The organism is Aeromonas sp. R3-1 (assembly GCF_040908345.1).
Classification (GTDB): domain Bacteria; phylum Pseudomonadota; class Gammaproteobacteria; order Enterobacterales; family Aeromonadaceae; genus Aeromonas; species Aeromonas veronii.
Genome location: NZ_JBFODN010000211.1, coordinates 13,801 through 29,357 on the forward strand (window position 1 = coordinate 13,801; position 15,557 = coordinate 29,357).

A 15,557-nucleotide genomic window follows, 5' to 3' on the forward strand; every position below is an offset into this window, starting at 1 on the left:
TCAACACCGCCCGACCGAGATTGCTCCCGCCAGAGGTGTGATTTTTCACGTTTCCCCCCATATCGGGAGGACTGTATGGCTGGCTCCTGTAAACAGGAAACTCAGCAGCAGACATATCGTCTGGCTTACCTCATGGGTAAGCGGAGGGGATTATACGGATTTTTCAAATTTGCGCAAGGGAGAGCGAACAGATTATGCGCAGTTTTATGTGACAGATGGATCTCGCCTGCGGCAACGCACTCTGCTGCCAACACCAAGGTAACGACAATGTTACAAGCAGACTGGTAGACTGTGCGCTTGCCTCTGTCAGTGGAACGACATCCCATGCTCAAAGATCAAAAGAAAGCCTATCAGTATGGCCTTTGCGCCGTTGCCCTCTGGTCGACGGTCGCCACAGCCTTCAAGATCTCCCTCGCCTATTTCGAACCTGTGCAACTGTTGCTTGTGGCCGCCTTCACCTCGACTCTCACGCTGACAGCCGTCGTCGCCAAACAGGGCAAACTGCCGCTGCTGGGGAGCTACATCAAGGCCCGCCCTTTCTACTACCTGACTCTGGGCGTGCTGAATCCCTTTCTCTATTACCTGTTGCTGTTCAAAGCCTATGATCTGCTGCCTGCCCAGCAGGCACAAACCCTCAACTACACCTGGGCCATTACCCTCAGTCTGCTGGCCGTCCCCTTCCTCGGCCAGAAGCTGCGTCGGCGTGATGGCGTCGCTATCGTGCTGGGGTATTTTGGCGCGCTGGTGATCGCCACCAGAGGGGATGTATTCGGCCTTCAGTTCGACAGCCCCCTCGGCGTGACGCTGGCGCTGGTCTCGACCCTCATCTGGGCCAGCTACTGGATCCTCAACACCCGCAATCAGGGCGATCCCATCGTCAGCCTGTTGCTCGGCTTTATGATCAGCCTGCCTTTTATCGTCGTTGCAACCTGGTTGCTCTCCGATTTTGCCATGACCGCCTGGCAGGGATGGGCTGGTGCCATCTATGTGGGACTGTTCGAAATGGGCTTCGGTTTCGTGCTCTGGCTGATGGCGCTGCGCCATGCCACCAACACGGCCCCCATCAGCAACCTCATTTTCATCTCGCCGTTTGCCTCACTGGTGCTGCTCAATCTGTTGATCGGCGAAACCATCCATCCGGCCACCCCCATCGGGTTGGCGCTCATCGTTGCCGCCCTGCTGATCCAGCAGCTCAAGTACGGTAAACGCTATCGAGCATCAGTCGAAACCAAGAGCTGACCATGCAGAAGGGCGTATCCACGGATACGCCCTTCTCTCAATCCATCCACTCCTGTGGCTGATGTTTCGGCAGCCGCATCTCGACCAGCAGGCCGCCGAGATCCGAACTTCCCAACCGGATAGTGCCATGGTGCTGGGCGACTATCTTGGCCACGATGGCCAACCCCAAGCCACTGCCGCCGACGGTCCGCGCCACATTCCCCTGAGTAAACGGCTTGAGCACCCGGGAATAGTCCTGCTCCGGAATGCCGGGGCCATCATCGGAGAGACGCAGGCGCACCCAGTGCCCATCGTCCTTCAGCTCGGCATGCAAGCGGCTCGCCCCATAACGCTGCGAGTTGCTTGAGAGGTTGTTCAACACCCGCCGGATACTGACCGGATTGCAGGCCACCCGCACCGCCTCTTGCGGCAGCGCCAGATCAACTTCCAGTCCCTGCTCCGAGTAGATCAGCAAGGTATCGTGCACCAGCTGGGTCAGGTCGATAGGCTCCAAATCCTGCCCCTCATCCGGGCGGATGTAATCGATGAACTGATCGATGATGGCATTGGACTCATCGATGTCGGCGTTGATGCTCTCCTTGAGGTACTCGTCACCGGAGGACATCATCTCGGTCGCCAGCCGGATGCGGGTCAGCGGGGTACGCAGATCGTGGGAAACCCCCGCCATCATCAAATTACGCTCTTCGATCAGGCTCTTGATGGAGTGGGACATATGGTTGAAGGTGCGGGTCAGTCGCCGCACCTCCCTTGAGCCCAGCTCCCCCAGCGCCTCGGGGAAATGGCCTCTGGCAACAGCAACGGCACCAGCCTCGAGATCCTCGAGCGGGCGCACCAACTGCCGGGCAAAGCGCCAGGCCGCAAACAGGGTGATCACCAGCAGCACGCTCAGATAGATGATGAGGGGTTCGATATCGTCATCTTCAATCTCGGTCAGCGGGATCCGCACCCAGATTTTGCTGGCCTGCGGCGGCTGGATCCAGATGATGTAGTGATCCTGGATCTCGACCCGCACCTTGGCCGGGCCACCCAGCTCGCGACTGATGTTCTCCTCCAGATAAGGGTACGGCTTGGCCTCGTTGAAGCCATGCTGCACCGCCTCGCTCTGGGTATAGATATCGGTACCGGTCGTCACATAGACCAGCGCCTCGGCATCTTCGCTCAGCGCCAGTTGTTCAGTGTTGACCGGAAAGATCAGCTTGACCTGATTGGCCAGCAAGTGACTGATCTGCTTGACGGTTGGCGCCAGCAGATAGTTATAGAAGGTGACGTAGGAGACTGCTTGATAGACCACCAGAACGGCGGCCAGAAACCAGAGCATGCGCGAGAACATGCTGCCGACCTTTTTCATGCACCGTCACCATCTGGCACGAACACATACCCCAGACCCCAGACGGTCTGCAGATAGCGGGGCTGGGCCGGATCCTGCTCCAGCAGGCGGCGCAGGCGAGAGACCTGCACGTCGATGCTGCGCTCGGTGGCGGTGTATTCGCGGCCACGGGCCAGATTCATCAGCTTGTCGCGGGAGAGCGGCTCGCGCGGATGACTGACCAGTACCTTGAGCACCGCAAATTCACCGCTGGTGAGCGCCATCGGCTCACCATCCCGGCTCAGCTCGCGGGTCGCCAGATTGAGCTGGAAGGCACCGAAGTTGACCACTTTCTCTGCAGCAGAGGGTGCCCCCGGCAGCTCGACGGTATGACGGCGCAGCACGGCACGGATCCGCGCCAGCAGTTCGCGGGGGTTGAACGGCTTGGGCAGATAGTCATCGGCCCCCATCTCGAGCCCGACGATGCGATCCACTTCATCCCCCTTAGCGGTGAGCATCAGCACCGGGATCTGGTTGCCCGCTTCCCGCAGACGACGGCAGATGGAGAGCCCATCCTCCCCCGGCAACATCAGGTCGAGCACCATCAGGCTGAAGTTTTCACGAGTCAACAAGCGATCGGCCTGCTCGCCATTGGCCACGCCGCGCACTACGAATCCCTGCTCGGTGAGATAGCGTTCCAACAGGGAACGTAATTTCAGGTCATCGTCCACGACCAGGACCTTGTATTGCTGCTGACTCATTGCTTTGCCTCTTCATTCTTTAGCTGCCCCCAATACTAGGGGGGGATATAGCGGGAGCAAAGCACAAATATGTTACCGGTTATTACCCGTCCCGAGAGCGTGACGGCCATCAAGTCGCTGCGCTGGCCAGCTACTCCCTGAATGGCGCCAGCTGAGCCATCACGATTTCCCTCGACAGCAAGAGGACAAAAGCTAATATTCCCGAGCAGTTAGCGATGAATACCCCTCTTTGACCAGGTCCGCATCACCATGAAGACAAAGCTGATCACCCGCGAAGGCTACAACAAGCTGAAAGAAGAGCTCGATTTCCTCTGGCGTCAGGAGCGCCCCGAGGTAACCAGAAAGGTGGCATGGGCCGCCAGTCTGGGGGATCGCAGCGAAAATGCCGACTACCAGTACAACAAGAAGCGGTTGCGGGAGATCGATCGGCGGGTGCGTTACCTGCGCAAATGTCTCGAAGAGCTGGGGATCGTCGACTATGCCCCCGCGCAGGAGGGCAAGGTCTTCTTCGGCGCCTGGGTCGAGGTGGAAAACGAAGAGGGCGAGACCAAGCGCTTTCGCATCGTCGGCTATGACGAGATCTTCGAGCGCAAGGATTACATCTCCATCGACTCCCCCATGGCCCGCGCCCTGCTCAAGAAAGAGGTCGGCGATGAAGCCATCGTCCGTACGCCAGTTGGTGACGTCTGCTGGTATATCAACGAGATCAGCTACCCCAAATAGCCGGACTGCTTGCCACAGGCACATCCTGAGTCACTGGTGCAATGGCAAGATAAACGTCCCCCCTGCGACTTTATCAGTCTGACTGGTGCAGACCCCGGCGCAGGGTGGCATCCCGCAACACGACCCCATATAGTGCTCACACTTGGCGCCTGATGGCGCGGACTCGACCACAGAGGCCCTCAACAACATCATGATGCAAACCATAGAGAGACAGATTGCCGGTGAGCTCAATGCTCGCCCGGAGCAGGTGCAGGCCGCAGTGCGCCTGCTGGATGAAGGCTCGACCGTGCCCTTTATCGCCCGTTACCGTAAAGAGGTGACCGGCGGTCTGGACGACAGCCAGCTACGTACTCTGGAGAGCCGCCTCGGCTATCTGCGTGAACTGGAAGATCGCCGTCAGGTGATCATTCGCTCCATCGAGGAGCAGGGCAAACTGACCCCCGAGCTGATGCGCGAATTGAATGGCGCCGACAGCAAGACCCGACTGGAAGACCTCTACCTCCCCTACAAGCCCAAGCGTCGCACCAAGGGGCAGATGGCGATCGAAGCCGGGTTGGAGCCGCTGGCCAACCTGCTGCTCAGTGACCCGATGCAGGATCCCGAGCAAGCGGCGGCCGCCTTCCTCAATCCCGAACAGGGCATTGCCGACAGCAAGGCCGCTCTCGACGGCGCCCGCTATATCCTGATGGAGCGCTTCGCCGAACAGGCCGACCTGCTGGAGAAGCTGCGCGACTACCTGTGGCAAAATGCCACCCTGCGCGCCCGCGTGGTGGCAGGCAAGGAGCAGGAAGGGGCCAAGTTCAAGGATTACTTCGAACACGACGAACCACTGCACAAGGCCCCCTCCCACCGGGTGCTGGCCATGCTGCGCGGCCGCAATGAAGGGATCCTCAATCTGGCGCTGGTCACCGGTGACGATGAGAGTGCCAGCCCCTGCGAAGGGATCATTGCCCACCACCTCAAGCTCAATCTGCAGAACCGCCCGGCCGACAAATGGCTGCAAGGGGTGGTGAGCTGGACCTGGAAGATCAAGTTGTCGCTTCAGATGGAGACCGAGCTGATCGGCCGTATCCGCGAATCGGCAGAGGAGGAGGCGATCAAGGTGTTCGCCATGAACCTCAAGGATCTGCTGATGGCGGCCCCGGCGGGCATGCGCTGCACCATGGGGCTGGATCCGGGCATCCGCACCGGGGTCAAGGTTGCCGTGGTGGATGCCACCGGCAAGCTGGTCGATCACGCCACCATCTATCCGTTCGAACCAAAACGCCAGATTGATCAGAGCCTCAAGACCCTGAGCGAGCTGTGCCAGAAACACAAGGTCGAGCTCATCAGTATTGGCAACGGCACCGCTTCGCGGGAGACCGACCGGCTGGTGAGCGACCTGTTCGAACGCTACCCCGCCGCCAAGGCGCAGAAGATAGTGGTGAGCGAGGCAGGGGCCTCTGTCTACTCCGCCTCCGAGCTCGCCTCCCAAGAGTTCCCGGATCTCGACGTCTCGATCCGTGGTGCCGTCTCCATCGCCCGCCGCCTGCAAGACCCGCTGGCAGAGCTGGTCAAAATCGACCCCAAGAGCATCGGGGTGGGCCAGTATCAGCACGATGTTGGCCAAAGCCAGCTGGCCCGCCGGCTGGATGCCGTGGTCGAGGATTGCGTGAACGCGGTCGGGGTGGATGTGAACACCGCCTCGGTCGCCCTGCTCAATCGGGTTTCCGGTCTCTCCCAGACGCTGGCCCAGAACATCGTCGCCTACCGGGATGAGCACGGTGCCTTCAAGAGCCGTCAGCAGTTGCTGAAAGTGAGCCGACTCGGCCCCAAAGCCTTCGAACAGTGCGCCGGCTTCCTGCGCATTCGCGGCGGCAGCAATCCCCTCGACAGCTCAGCGGTACACCCGGAGTCCTATCCGGTCGTGGAGCGGATCCTCGCCAAGCTGGAACAGACCGTGGAGAGCCTGCTCGGCAACAGCAGCCTGCTGCGCAGCCTGAAACCGGCCGATTACACCGATGAGCAATTCGGCGTACCTACCGTCACCGACATCATCGGCGAGCTGGACAAGCCGGGCCGCGACCCGCGCCCCGAGTTCAAAACCGCGACCTTCAAGGAAGGTGTGGAGCAGATCAGCGACCTGGTGCCAGAGATGGTACTGGAAGGTGTAGTCACCAACGTCACCAACTTCGGCGCCTTCGTCGATATCGGTGTTCATCAGGACGGTCTGGTGCACATCTCCTCCCTGACCGACCGTTTCGTCAAGGATCCCCGTGAGGTGGTCAAGGCGGGCGACATTGTGCGGGTCAAGGTGCTGGAAGTGGACGCCCCGCGCAAGCGGATCAGTCTGACCATGCGCCTCGACGAAAAGGCAGGGCAACCCGCCCGCAAGCCGGCTGAAGCGCGCAACAGCAGTGCTGGCAACACCAAACCAAGAAATGAGCCGCGCCAAAGCCCCCCTATGGGTGGTGCTATGGGCAACGCCTTCGCGGCAGCGCTCTCCAAAGCGAAAAAGTAACGAAACCGTCCGGAACGCCTCTGAATGCAAAAAGCCCCGCAAGGGGCTTTTTTACACGCGAAGCTCAGGATCACTGCGTCAGGGCAGCAAGAATACTCTCGGGCTCTCCATGCTGGGCCAGCACCTCCCGAAGTCGGTTGAATGCCTTGCAGGCCTCTTGCGGATACTTGCCGTAAGAGACGACGCCAGTGTGGCTCCAGCCAGCCGCCAGCATCACTTTCTTTTTGAAACTGGTTCCTTCAGTTCCCCCTCCCCCGAGCTGCATCAGAAACTGCTCCATCTGCAGGTGGGGGGGCGGTACACGGGAGAAGGTGGTGAAATCTTCCGCTTTGACTTCATCGAAATGCATGACAGCTCCTGTGAAATTGGAATGGGCCTGATCTTCAGGTTAGTTGCAAAACAGGCAAAGCAGCTGAAAGTTTGGTGAGGGGGATTCAGATATGCAGACTGAGGGACTGGGTCGAGGCCGGGCTGACAGCCTGTCGATAGTGGCCAGCGATGACGCTGTTGCGCTTGTCCATATAGGCACTCAGCACACCGCCCGATTTCGCGCTCTGCTCGGCCATCAGCTCTTTGCGTGCCTTGGCTTCACTGGCGGCGGCGCTGCGCGCGACGGCCAGATCCTGCGCAGAAGGCTCGGCAGGCGCCAGCGCTGCAGTGCGGATCTGCTGCATCTTGGCGATGGTAGCGGCAGGGTCACCGGGTACGACACTGGTATCGATCTGGACTTCGCCACCCGTCGCATAACGCTTGCCATCCGGCCCTTGCGTAAACTGATAGGTGGGCGAGCTGGCGTACTCTCCACCCGCAGACTGGTGCGCCTGCTCGTGAGTACGCACCTCCTTGTCACGCTCGACAAGATCCTGAACCTGCTGCTCTTGCCGCTGTTGCTGCTCCTGTTGTTTGGGATCTTGCTGCTTGCGCTGCCCATCCTCACCGGTGGCCTCGACAAAGCGATTGTCTGGCAGTGTCGTCGGCGCTAATTGTCCGGTTTCACGGCTGTTCTGGGAGGTCTGATTGCTGGAGGCCTGACCGGCTTTGGATTTCTCTTTCTGGGAGCCGACTTCAGATTCGGCAACGGAAGCTTGGCCCGCTCGGGCCTGCGGGATCAGTTCTGCCCGGCGATTATCCGTCCTCGCCGCTTCCACCTGGGGTTGCAGCTGTGTCGGGATAAGGGGGGGCAGACTGACATTGATGTTCATCTCACACCCGGATGTCGATCAGGGTTCCCATCATCTCGCTGGCGGTCTGCACTACCTTGGCTGAAGCGCCAGCCTGCTGCTCGGCCACCTTGAGATTGACAAGCTCATCGGTCACTTGCACCTGATCCCCGCTGGGGGTGTTGAGGCTGGCGATCTGATTGGATGCCTTGTCGGCAATCTGCTCGGCTCGCTGAAATCCCTGAACCCCGCTGTTGAAAGCAGAATCAATACGCATGGTGTTACTCCTCTGGTCACAGCTTAATTATCCGCCAGACCAGAGGATTAATGAAGCTTGCCGGCTGTTTTTTAGCCAACAAAATCTCGAACGATTTCAATGAATTCGTCAGGGTGGGAGATAAAAGGTGCGTGTGAGGCCTTATTAAGGGTCACGCTGCGGCTGGCAGGGTAGAGATCATCCAGCAGGGGAATGGCCGCCTTGGGTACCAATGAATCCAGTCGCCCATAGATCCGCAACCAGGGCAGATCCAGCTCCAGCAGCGGTTCGCGCAGATCAATCTCGGCCAACAGCCTCAGTCCGGCCTCGAGTGCGGCAAACTCGGGCGCCGGCCGCTCGGCCAGCCAGTGGCGCAACTGACGGATATCGTCCCGGGCATGTTCACTGCCCATTGCTTGGATCGCCAGAAAGCGCTCTATGGTCTGGCGAAAATCCCCCGCCAGCATCTGGTTGAAACCGGTCAGCACCTTGGGGGCAATTCCGGGCCACTCGTCCCGCGCCATAAAGCAGGGAGAGCTGGCCACGGTGATCAGGGAGTGCAACCGATCGGGATGAGTCAGCGCCAACTGGCTTGCCACCAGACCGCCGAGCGACCAGCCAAGCAGATGGCAATTCTGCGGCAAGATAGCAGCCACCTGCTCGGCAAGCCAGGGCAGGCTGTAATCCACCTCGTCTGCCAGCAGGCTGTTGCCAAAGCCGGGCAAATCCACCAGATGAACCCGATAGTGGGACGCCAACTGTTGGGCAATGCCATGCCAGACCGCGCCGTTCATCCCCCAACCGTGCAACAGCACCAGATCGGGCCCCTGGCCAAACTGCTCTACCGATATGCTCATCTAGACTCAAGATCCCTGTTCATGCTCTTGGGGTCAGCATGTTAAAGCGACTGCTAGCTAAAGCAAGCCCGCTGCTCGGCAGCCACGGTGACTGGCAAGGGAGTTGCCTGCTCTGCCATCAGCCTTGCGACAACGAGCCCCTGCTCTGCAGCTGGTGTCGGCAGGCGTTGCATCAATCAGAGCTAAGATGCCGCCTCTGCGCCGCACCGCTGGCTGCCTGTATAGAAGAGAGCATACCGGTCTGTGGTCGCTGCCAGCGCAGACCTCCCCCCTGGGAGCGGTTGCAGGTGATTGGCGACTACCGGGCCCCCTACCCCATGCTGATCCCCCGGCTCAAATATTCCGGTCAGATCCTGCTGGCACCGCTACTGGCACGCCTCTTGGCCGATCATCTGGATGGCTGCGAGCCGCCGGAGGCGATCATTCCGGTTCCCCTGCACTGGTGGCGGCAGTGGCGGCGTGGGTTCAATCAGGCGGAGGAGATCGCACAAGCCCTTGGCGAGTTCACCGGTATTCCCTGCGACAACACTCTGTTGCAACGCATCAAGGCGACCCCGCAACAAACAACCTTGAGCGCCGGGCAGCGGCGGCGCAATCTGCGCGGGGCATTCCGGATCCGCCCCCACCACTATCGCCATGTCGCCCTGCTCGATGACGTTGTGACCACAGGCGCCACCGCCGGTCAGCTCAGCCGTCTGCTCCATGAGAGCGGCATCACAAAGGTAGAAGTGTGGGCGATCTGTCGTACCCTGCGGCACAGCAAGTAGCCATCGGCATGCTACCCAAGCATTAATAACCGCGTTATCATGAATACCCTAGTCGTACACTCAGGTTTATGAGGATAGTGATGATCAGCATTTCCGACGCCGCCCAGGCCCATTTCCGTAAACTGCTGGAAAAACAGCCTGATGGCACCAATATCCGGGTGTTTGTGGTCAATCCGGGAACCCAGAATGCCGAGTGTGGCGTATCGTATTGCCCGCCCGATGCCGTGGACCCGGAAGATCAACACCTGCCCTTCAGCGGCTTCGACTGCATGGTCGATCCCCTGAGCGCCCCCTTCCTGGTGGATGCCACCATCGACTTCGTGACCGATCAGATGGGCTCCCAGCTCACCCTGAAAGCACCGAACGCCAAGATGCGTAAAGTGGCCGACGACGCGCCGCTGATCGAGCGCATCGAGTACGTGTTGATGTCCGAAGTGAACCCCATGCTGGCCGGTCACGGTGGCAAGGTCACCCTGGTCGAGCTGACTGAAGACAAACTGGCCATCCTGCAGTTTGGCGGCGGTTGCAACGGTTGCTCCATGGTCGATTACACCCTGAAAGAGGGAATCGAGAAGCAGCTGCTGGAGAAGTTCCCGGGTGAGCTCAACGGTGTGAAAGACGCCACCGAGCACCAGCGCGGCGACCACTCCTACTACTGATTTGCAGCCCTTGCAGCAAAGAAAAGGCCCCGCCATCTGGCGGGGCCTTTTGCATGGGCAATCGGCAGATTACTCGTCCTTCTTGTCTCGCGACAGCAGGGCGATGGCCGCCTCTTTCGGGTTCTTACCCTCGTAAAGCACCTTGAAGATCTGCTCGCAGATGGGCATCTCGACGCCGCAGCGGGCCGCCAGCAGATGCACCTCTTTGGTGTTGCGATACCCCTCCACCACCTGACCGATCTCGGTCATGGCTGTGTTCACATCCTTGCCAGCCCCGAGGGCCAGCCCGAAGCGACGGTTGCGCGACTGGTTGTCGGTACAGGTGAGCACCAGATCCCCGAGCCCCGCCATCCCCATAAAGGTTTTGGCATCGGCACCCAGCGCCGCCCCCAGACGCTGCATCTCCACCAGACCCCGAGTGATGAGCGCGGTTCTGGCATTGGCGCCAAACCCTAGCCCGTCGGAGAGACCGGCACCGATAGCGATGACGTTCTTCACCGCCCCACCCAGCTGCAGACCGACGAAGTCCGGATTGGTATAGACCCGGAACGAGCGGCCACAGTGCAGCAGGTGGGAGAGATCGTCGGCGAACTCGTCGTGGGTCGAAGCGACCGAGATGGCGGTCGGCAGACCAGCAGCCAGCTCCTTGGCGAAGGTGGGGCCGGAGATGACCGCCAGCGGCATCTCGTCACCCAGCACTTCACGAGCCACATCCTGCAGCAGACGGCCACTGTCCGGCTCCAGACCCTTGGTGGCCCAGGCGATACGGGTATCGGGGCGCAAGAAGGGTTTGATCCGGGTCAGCACATCGCCAAAGACATGGCTCGGCACGACCAGCAGCAGCACGGGGGCAGCTTGTACCGCACGTTGCAGATCCGCAGTCAGCTGCAGATCGGCGGGAAAAGGGACATCAGGCAAAAATGCCTTGTTGCAGCGGTCTTGTTCCAGCTCGGCGACATGGGCGGGGTCGTGACCCCAAAGCAGGGTCGGATGACCATTGCGCGCCAGAGAAATGGCAAGGGCGGAGCCATAAGACCCCGCCCCCAAGACCGAGATAGCGATCTGGTCAGCCATTATCAGGCTTCCGCAGTCGCCTGCTGGGCCTGTGCTTGCGCCATGTGCTGGGCAAACAGGGCATCGAAGTTGACCGGTGCCAGGTTCAGCTGCGGGAAGGAACCCTTGCTCACCATGTTGGCCACGGCTTCGCGGGCATACGGGAACAGGATGTTCGGGCAGAAGGCAGCCAGGCAGTGAGCCAGTTGCGGCTCCGGCAGGTTGCCGATGGTGAAGATACCGGCTTGCTGTACTTCGCACAGGAAGGCAGTTTCGGTTTCCAGTTTGCAGGTTACGGTCAGGGTCAGGACAACCTCGTACACGCTCTCAGCCAGGATGTTGGTCTTGGTATCCATATCCAGCTTGACGTCCGGCTGCCACTCTTTCTGGAAGATGTGCGGGGTATTCGGCGCTTCGAAAGAGACATCCTTGGTGTAAACACGCTGGATGTGGAATTCCGGTTGTACTTCCTGGTTGTTGATCTCGTCAGCCATTTCGTTTGATTCCTTGTTATGTGGATAAGTGGGCTCAGGCCCTGCTTAAATCAGCGTTTCTTGGTTACCGGCAGATTTTCTGCACGCCATTGGGCCATGCCACCGCCGAGCACATAAACCTGCTTGAAGCCAGCTTTGCTCAGCTGACGGCCCGCGCCGCCCGCAGTCATTCCCGACTCGCACACCACTATGATGGGGGCATCTTTATGCTTTTCAACCGGGCCCAGATTATTGCTCTGGATCTGGGTCAGCGGCAGGTGCTGGGCACCGGCCAGATGGCCCTTGGCATACTCTTCCTGACTGCGAATATCCACCACGGTGGCATTCTCGCGGTTGATCAGCAGGGTCGCGGTGTGATTGTTGACGGTTTTTACCGGGGACAAACGGGCACGCACAGTGGTGTAAACCAGAGTGCCAGCCAGACCCAACCAGGCTGCGGTCAGCAGCGGGTTACGGGCCGCAAAATCCAAATACTCTTGCATCTTCTACTATCCAGGGACCAAGACAAGGGCCCGAGTATACATGGGGGTATTGATAAGATCAGCCATCTTGGCGGCAAAGCGCGAGCAGGCTCCCATCATCATTGGGCTGCGAGCATGGCAGGAAGAGCGTGACTTGCGGGGCCACGGGAGCGCCCCTTGGCTATCAGGTGACTATTTCGGCAGATGTAGTAATATTACGCTAGTTTCATTTCCCGCATTTTTTCCAATCCGAGAGGACATAGTCTTATGTCAACAGCTAAGAAACCTTTGGTTCTGGTCATCATGGACGGTTGGGGCTACAGCACCAAGCAAGAGCACAACGCCGTCGCTGCCGCCAAGACTCCCAACCTCGATCGTCTGGCCCGTGACTACACCAGCACCCTGATCTCCGGCTCCGGTCTGGATGTCGGTCTGCCGGATGGCCAGATGGGCAACTCTGAAGTAGGCCACGTCAACATCGGTGCCGGTCGCATCGTCTATCAGGAGCTGACCCGCATCTCCAAAGACATCCAGGACGGTGAATTCTTCCAGAACGTCGAGCTGGCCAAGGCTGTTGACGCTGCCGTCACCAACGGCAAAGCCGTTCACATCATGGGCCTGATGTCCCCGGGTGGCGTACACAGCCACGAAGAGCACATTATGGGCATGATCGAAATGGCCGCAAAGCGTGGCGCCGAGAAGATCTACCTGCATGCCTTCCTGGATGGCCGTGACGTTCCGCCGCGCTCCGCCCAGTCCTCCATCGAGCTGTTCGACGCCCTGTTCGCCAAGCTGGGCAAGGGTCGTTTCGCCTCCATGATCGGCCGTTACTTCGCCATGGACCGTGACAACCGCTGGGATCGCGTGCAGCAAGCCTATGACCTGATGACCCAGGGCAAGGGCGAGTTCACTGCCGAGAGCGCCACCGAAGCACTGGCTGCCGCTTATGCCCGCGATGAGAACGACGAGTTCGTCAAAGCAACCCGCATCGGCGAAGCTGCCCCGATGGAAGATGGCGATGCGCTGATTTTCATGAACTTCCGTGCCGACCGTGCCCGTGAAATCACCCGCGCCTTCGTTGACACCGACTTCACCGGCTTCGCCCGTGCAGTCGAGCCGAAACTGAACTTCGTGATGCTGACCGAATACGCGGCCGACATCAAAACTGCCTGTGCCTACCCGCCGACCGCTCTGGTCAACACCCTGGGTGAGTGGCTGGCCAAGCAGGGCAAGACCCAGCTGCGCATCTCCGAAACCGAGAAGTACGCTCACGTCACCTTCTTCTTCAACGGTGGCGAAGAGTCCTGCTTCACCGGCGAAGATCGCGAGATCGTGGCCAGCCCGAAAGTGGCGACCTATGACCTGCAGCCGGAAATGAGCTCCGAAGAGCTGACTGACAAGCTGGTTGCAGCCATCAAGAGCGGCAAGTACGACGTCATCATCTGTAACTACCCGAATGGCGACATGGTTGGTCACACCGGTGTGTTCGATGCCGCCGTCAAAGCGTGTGAAGCCGTTGACCACTGCATCGGTCGTGTCACCGACGCCCTGGCCGAAGTGGGTGGCGAGTGCCTGATCACTGCCGACCACGGCAACGCCGAGAAGATGCTGGACGAAGAGACTGGTCAGGCCCACACCGCCCACACCAATCTGCCGGTTCCGCTCATCTATTTCGGTCGCAAAGCCGAGGTAGTTGAAGGTGGCAAACTGTCCGATCTGGCCCCCACCATGCTGACCCTGATGGGTCTGCCGGTGCCGCCGGAAATGACTGGCAAGCCCCTGATGATTCTGAAATAATCCTTCCCCATGCGGGGATGCGAAGTTATTTCACAGAAAACCAGTCGCGTCGGCCTGTTGGCCGGCGCGCTGTTTTTTTGCCTGTCGTTTGGCGCCAGCACACCGGCTTTGGCCGCCAATCAGCAGCTGGGGACCATGCAGTCCCAGATCAAAGAGCAACAGAAGACCATCAAGCTCAGCAAGCAGGAGCTTGCCAAGCTCAATACCCAGCTCAAGGCTGACGAGCAGGCCATCTCGGCCGCCGCCGCCAAACTCAACCAGACCAGGCAGCAGTTGAAGCAGAACCAACAGACGCTGGCGACCCTGCAAAAAGACAAGCTGGCGCTGGAAGTTCAAGCCAAACATCAAAAGCAGTTGCTGGCCAAACAGGCGGAGAGCGCCTTTCAGGCGGGCAACCACGACTACCTCAAACTGCTGCTCAATCAGCAGGATCCGGCCAAACTGAGCCGCTCACTCGACTACTACGACTACCTCAACAAGGCCCGCATCGAGGCCATCGACGCCCTGCGCGCCACCCGCGACAAGCTGGCGAAAAACCAGCAGGCAACCAAAGAGACCGAGACCAGACTGCAGACCCTGCTTGCCGAACAGCAGGAGCATCACCAGACCCTGCTGGCCAGCCAGCAGAGCCGGGCCAAGGTGCGCAACCAGTTGCAGCAGTCGGTACAGGATGACGAGCAGAAGCTCACCAAGTTGGTCAAGGCGGAGAAAGCGCTGAAAGCCCGGCTGGAAGAGCTGCGCCGCAAGCGGGAAGAGCAGGAGCGCCGTGAACGGGCCGAGCGGGAACGGCTGGCCAAGCTGAAAGCGGAGCAGGAGCGTCAGCGCAAGCTGGCCGAACAGCGCCGCGCCGAGCAACAACGACTCGCCGCCCAGCAGAACAAAACCGTCAAACCTGCAGAACCGGTCGAAGAGGTGGCCAGCAGCAAACCGGAGCGTGGCTCGGGCATCAGCAGTGCCGGTCACTATAGCGGCCTCAAGACCAATGGCAGCCTGCGCTGGCCGGTACAAGGGCCGATCCTCATCTCCTACGGTTCGCCGCGCACCGCCCAGCTCAAGTGGAAAGGCACCCTGATCGGCGCCAGCGAAGGGACCCAGGTCAAGGCGGTTGCACCGGGACAAGTGGTCTACGCCGACTGGCTCGACGGTTTCGGCATGCTGCTGGTGATCGACCACGGTAAAGGCTATATGAGCCTCTACGGTCACAATCAGTCGCTGCTGCGTCAGGTGGGCCAGAATGTGGAACAGGGTGAACCTGTGGCACTGGTCGGTGACAGCGGCGGTCAGGACAGACCGGGCCTCTACTTCGAAATTCGCTATCAGGGCGAGGCGATCAACCCGACCAAATGGCTGGCCAAGGGTTGAGTCAACCCAGCCGACAAGCCATCACACGCTCACAACAAAAGCCTGCCTCACGCAGGCTTTTGTCGTTTCAGTGTCCCGTCCTGAATATGGTTTACACCTTTCCCCCCAATAAATGGAGAGCCCGATGGGACAAGGTGTGAAACGGACACAGCGCGATTACTC

General features: G+C 59.9%; 16 protein-coding genes. 7 read left to right on the top strand and 9 right to left on the bottom strand.

Features of this window, described 5'->3' with window-relative positions; all coding sequences use genetic code 11:
* Positions 1-324 precede the first annotated feature (324 nt).
* Positions 325-1,239, top strand: a complete 915-nt coding sequence (locus tag AB5Y85_RS13665) for a DMT family transporter (RefSeq protein WP_139433447.1) — start codon at positions 325-327, stop codon at positions 1,237-1,239.
* A gap of 37 nt (positions 1,240-1,276) precedes the next feature.
* On the opposite strand, the gene envZ is transcribed toward AB5Y85_RS13665, so the two are convergent.
* On the bottom strand, positions 1,277-2,587 hold the full coding sequence (gene envZ, locus AB5Y85_RS13670; RefSeq protein WP_021230784.1) for a two-component system sensor histidine kinase EnvZ: 1,311 nt from the start codon (positions 2,585-2,587) through the stop codon (positions 1,277-1,279).
* Positions 2,584-3,306, bottom strand: a complete 723-nt coding sequence (gene ompR, locus AB5Y85_RS13675) for a two-component system response regulator OmpR (protein WP_005340625.1) — start codon at positions 3,304-3,306, stop codon at positions 2,584-2,586. Before ompR ends, envZ begins: the two co-directional genes overlap by 4 nt.
* 249 nt (positions 3,307-3,555) lie before the next feature.
* On the opposite strand from ompR, the gene greB reads away from it, so the two are divergent.
* Positions 3,556-4,029: a transcription elongation factor GreB gene (gene greB / locus AB5Y85_RS13680; protein ID WP_005355349.1), complete on the top strand. Its 474-nt coding sequence runs from the start codon at positions 3,556-3,558 to the stop codon at positions 4,027-4,029.
* A gap of 190 nt (positions 4,030-4,219) precedes the next feature.
* Positions 4,220-6,529, top strand: a complete 2,310-nt coding sequence (locus AB5Y85_RS13685; RefSeq protein WP_236289827.1) for a Tex family protein — start codon at positions 4,220-4,222, stop codon at positions 6,527-6,529.
* Between the two features lie 70 nt (positions 6,530-6,599).
* On the opposite strand, the gene AB5Y85_RS13690 is transcribed toward AB5Y85_RS13685, so the two are convergent.
* The 4 genes from AB5Y85_RS13690 to bioH all read right to left on the bottom strand — a co-directional run bounded on the left by AB5Y85_RS13690 (position 6,600) and on the right by bioH (position 8,802).
* Complete coding sequence (locus tag AB5Y85_RS13690) at positions 6,600-6,878, bottom strand: hypothetical protein (RefSeq protein WP_005355353.1); 279 nt, start codon at positions 6,876-6,878, stop codon at positions 6,600-6,602.
* Between the two features lie 85 nt (positions 6,879-6,963).
* A complete protein-coding gene (locus AB5Y85_RS13695; protein ID WP_335817507.1) occupies positions 6,964-7,731 on the bottom strand; it encodes a putative metalloprotease CJM1_0395 family protein in 768 nt (255 codons plus the stop codon).
* Position 7,732: 1 nt separating this feature from the next.
* Entirely contained in the window at positions 7,733-7,966 is a 234-nt protein-coding gene (locus AB5Y85_RS13700; RefSeq protein ID WP_368221582.1) for a flagellar basal body rod C-terminal domain-containing protein, read from the bottom strand.
* A 71-nt stretch (positions 7,967-8,037) separates the two neighbouring features.
* Positions 8,038-8,802 carry a pimeloyl-ACP methyl ester esterase BioH gene (gene bioH, locus AB5Y85_RS13705; protein ID WP_368221584.1) on the bottom strand — a complete coding sequence of 255 codons (765 nt, stop codon included), beginning with the start codon at positions 8,800-8,802 and terminating at the stop codon, positions 8,038-8,040.
* A gap of 38 nt (positions 8,803-8,840) precedes the next feature.
* Between bioH and AB5Y85_RS13710 the strand changes: the two genes are divergently transcribed.
* Together AB5Y85_RS13710 and nfuA are read left to right on the top strand one after the other, a co-directional pair.
* Positions 8,841-9,569: a ComF family protein gene (locus AB5Y85_RS13710; protein ID WP_368221586.1), complete on the top strand. Its 729-nt coding sequence runs from the start codon at positions 8,841-8,843 to the stop codon at positions 9,567-9,569.
* Positions 9,570-9,649: 80 nt separating this feature from the next.
* On the top strand, positions 9,650-10,228 hold the full coding sequence (gene nfuA, locus AB5Y85_RS13715) for a Fe-S biogenesis protein NfuA (RefSeq protein ID WP_005340636.1): 579 nt from the start codon (positions 9,650-9,652) through the stop codon (positions 10,226-10,228).
* Positions 10,229-10,297: 69 nt separating this feature from the next.
* Here nfuA and gpsA read toward each other — a convergent pair whose 3' ends face one another.
* Genes gpsA through AB5Y85_RS13730 form a run of 3 tightly spaced genes read right to left on the bottom strand, consistent with a single transcriptional unit; the run spans position 10,298 to position 12,257 of the window.
* Positions 10,298-11,302, bottom strand: a complete 1,005-nt coding sequence (gpsA, locus tag AB5Y85_RS13720) for an NAD(P)H-dependent glycerol-3-phosphate dehydrogenase (protein WP_019445045.1) — start codon at positions 11,300-11,302, stop codon at positions 10,298-10,300.
* 2 nt (positions 11,303-11,304) lie between these two features.
* Complete coding sequence (gene secB, locus AB5Y85_RS13725) at positions 11,305-11,775, bottom strand: protein-export chaperone SecB (RefSeq protein ID WP_042054222.1); 471 nt, start codon at positions 11,773-11,775, stop codon at positions 11,305-11,307.
* Between the two features lie 50 nt (positions 11,776-11,825).
* The gene (locus tag AB5Y85_RS13730) at positions 11,826-12,257 is read right to left on the bottom strand and encodes a rhodanese-like domain-containing protein (RefSeq protein ID WP_005340640.1); all 432 of its coding nucleotides are present in this window, start codon (positions 12,255-12,257) and stop codon (positions 11,826-11,828) included.
* Between the two features lie 246 nt (positions 12,258-12,503).
* Here AB5Y85_RS13730 and gpmM point away from each other — a divergent pair, with 246 nt between their 5' ends.
* Complete coding sequence (gpmM, locus tag AB5Y85_RS13735) at positions 12,504-14,033, top strand: 2,3-bisphosphoglycerate-independent phosphoglycerate mutase (protein ID WP_005356867.1); 1,530 nt, start codon at positions 12,504-12,506, stop codon at positions 14,031-14,033.
* 9 nt (positions 14,034-14,042) lie between these two features.
* Positions 14,043-15,395, top strand: coding sequence for a murein hydrolase activator EnvC (gene envC, locus AB5Y85_RS13740; RefSeq protein ID WP_115544219.1), 1,353 nt, complete (start codon positions 14,043-14,045; stop codon positions 15,393-15,395).
* Positions 15,396-15,557 lie beyond the last annotated feature (162 nt).

Bases quoted from the DNA above. Each gene is read 5' to 3' on its own strand.
- gpmM (WP_005356867.1), top strand. From the start codon at position 12,504: ATGTCAACAGCTAAGAAACCTTTGGTTCTGGTCATCATGGACGGTTGG.
- AB5Y85_RS13690 (WP_005355353.1), bottom strand. From the start codon at position 6,878: ATGCATTTCGATGAAGTCAAAGCGGAAGATTTCACCACCTTCTCCCGT.
- envZ (WP_021230784.1), bottom strand. From the start codon at position 2,587: ATGAAAAAGGTCGGCAGCATGTTCTCGCGCATGCTCTGGTTTCTGGCC.
- bioH (WP_368221584.1), bottom strand. From the start codon at position 8,802: ATGAGCATATCGGTAGAGCAGTTTGGCCAGGGGCCCGATCTGGTGCTG.
- AB5Y85_RS13710 (WP_368221586.1), top strand. From the start codon at position 8,841: ATGTTAAAGCGACTGCTAGCTAAAGCAAGCCCGCTGCTCGGCAGCCAC.
- AB5Y85_RS13700 (WP_368221582.1), bottom strand. From the start codon at position 7,966: ATGCGTATTGATTCTGCTTTCAACAGCGGGGTTCAGGGATTTCAGCGA.
- ompR (WP_005340625.1), bottom strand. From the start codon at position 3,306: ATGAGTCAGCAGCAATACAAGGTCCTGGTCGTGGACGATGACCTGAAA.
- AB5Y85_RS13730 (WP_005340640.1), bottom strand. From the start codon at position 12,257: ATGCAAGAGTATTTGGATTTTGCGGCCCGTAACCCGCTGCTGACCGCA.
- AB5Y85_RS13695 (WP_335817507.1), bottom strand. From the start codon at position 7,731: ATGAACATCAATGTCAGTCTGCCCCCCCTTATCCCGACACAGCTGCAA.
- AB5Y85_RS13685 (WP_236289827.1), top strand. From the start codon at position 4,220: ATGATGCAAACCATAGAGAGACAGATTGCCGGTGAGCTCAATGCTCGC.
- AB5Y85_RS13665 (WP_139433447.1), top strand. From the start codon at position 325: ATGCTCAAAGATCAAAAGAAAGCCTATCAGTATGGCCTTTGCGCCGTT.
- secB (WP_042054222.1), bottom strand. From the start codon at position 11,775: ATGGCTGACGAGATCAACAACCAGGAAGTACAACCGGAATTCCACATC.
- greB (WP_005355349.1), top strand. From the start codon at position 3,556: ATGAAGACAAAGCTGATCACCCGCGAAGGCTACAACAAGCTGAAAGAA.
- nfuA (WP_005340636.1), top strand. From the start codon at position 9,650: ATGATCAGCATTTCCGACGCCGCCCAGGCCCATTTCCGTAAACTGCTG.
- envC (WP_115544219.1), top strand. From the start codon at position 14,043: ATGCGGGGATGCGAAGTTATTTCACAGAAAACCAGTCGCGTCGGCCTG.
- gpsA (WP_019445045.1), bottom strand. From the start codon at position 11,302: ATGGCTGACCAGATCGCTATCTCGGTCTTGGGGGCGGGGTCTTATGGC.